The organism is Endozoicomonas sp. SESOKO2, assembly GCF_024606245.1.
Lineage (GTDB): Bacteria > Pseudomonadota > Gammaproteobacteria > Pseudomonadales > Endozoicomonadaceae > Endozoicomonas_A.
In genome coordinates this window covers 1-1,691 of the sequence record NZ_JAHHPQ010000307.1, presented here as the reverse complement: position 1 = coordinate 1,691, position 1,691 = coordinate 1, and the positions used below count along the sequence as shown (strand labels likewise).

The following is a 1,691-nucleotide window of genomic DNA, read 5'->3' as shown; positions in this document are numbered from 1 at the left end:
GACGAAGGAGCAGGTGGAAGCCTTTATCTCCATGCCCTGCCTGAAAGAGGGCTGGCAGCCGGGTCGGGACGAGGCCGTTAAAGATAAGCCCATCGACTGGGAACTGCTCATGCACATTGCTTCCATGAATCATGGCAAAGGCTTCCCGACCAAAGAGCAGGTGGAAGCCTTTATCTCCATGCCCTGCCTGAAAGAGGGCTGGAGGGAGGGTTGCGATGAAGCCGTTCAAAACAACCCGATCGATCGGAAACTGCTCATGCGCATTGCTTCCATGAATGATGGTAATGGCTTCCCGACCAAGGAGCAGGTGGAAGCCTTTATCTCTATGCCCTGCCTGAAAGAGGGCTGGCAGCCGAACCTTGATGAGACCGTTAAAGACAGCCCGATCGATCAGAGACTGTTCGCGCATATTGCCTGCATAAGTTCTCGACAGGGCTTCCCGGCTGAGGCGGACTTAAAAGTGTTTGTTCAGTGGCTGCCAGTGAACAACAGGAAACATTGCCTGAAGATGACCAGCCGGGTGTTTAAAGGCTCCGGGCTGCCCGAACAAAGCCTGTTGACGGCGAACGAGAGAGCATTTCGCCCATATCTTCCCGATCTTCCGGAACTCGCTATAGAGAGTGACTGCGAGATCAGTGATTCCGATGATGAGTGGGAGGAAGACGATGCAATGAATGTATTGCCGTCGTTCAGTTCGGCTCCCAAAAAATGGCGTATGACGATTGAAGAAACCATGAAAGTCCTGGCGCTGTTCAGTTCAGCCTCCAGAGAGTGGCGCATGACGATAGCGGAATTTGAACAATACCTGACCGCTTTCACAAACGCCCGCAACGAAAGAATGCAGGTGCTTTATGCCCTGGCATCGTTGATACCCATGCTCTTCAATCATGGCGGCGCCGGTGTTCGCTTCTGGCTGGCGAGACATAATGAACACCAACAAGACCAGAACGTACTCAGCAAGGCGCTCTCAATTCCCGCCTCCCTGGATACTGTAAAATTTGCCCTGACGCAGCTGCCTGAATCCGAGTGTCTGGATTACATTACGTTGTGTAAAAACCTGAGCCCGATTCCTGACAAAGCGCAATGGCAGGCACTGGAGCCACTGAGGCAAAAGCTCAAGCGGCAATTTATCCTGACACAAAGCAGTCGATGGACGGTAGAGATTATCTGCTCACAGCCAGAAGCTAAACGGCCGGGCTATGTTGAAAAGTTCGATAGTTTCTCCGAAACGGTTCCTTCCATCCGTCAACTGTACCGGATACACCAGGCATTGGGATGGCGGAAAATGCAAGGTTTCCTGGATGCCTGTATTGCCCGGCAGACTGCAAATTCCCTCAATCTGAAAGAACAGGAGCGGCTACTCGAAGGGCTGCTGCTGGCACACCATTACCTGACTGACCACGAACAGATACCGGATCTCTGCTTTTCATCCCGGGTGGCCAGTGCCGATGGCAAAGGGGTCATTATCAAGGGTGATGCGCTCATGCCGGGACAGAAGCGGCTGTGGTACTTTATCGCCGCTCTGCTGATTGAGCTTGAGCAGGTACCAGAATATAAGTTTGAAAAGCAACAGCTGACGATACTTTCTGGCAGTGGAACCATGACATTGCCAAAACCGGAATTCAGTCTCGTCGGGAACGGTTTTATGATCAAGAACTGGTCGCTGGAGCAGCTAAACGCTTTTTTCGAGG

Annotated in this window: 1 protein-coding gene; it reads left to right on the top strand. The window is 52.2% G+C overall.

Annotated elements, in window-relative coordinates:
* Nucleotides 1-13: 13 nt before the first annotated feature.
* Nucleotides 14-1,691 (top strand): hypothetical protein (locus KDK17_RS07080; protein ID WP_257287704.1); only part of this gene is annotated, 1,678 nt, incomplete at its 3' end.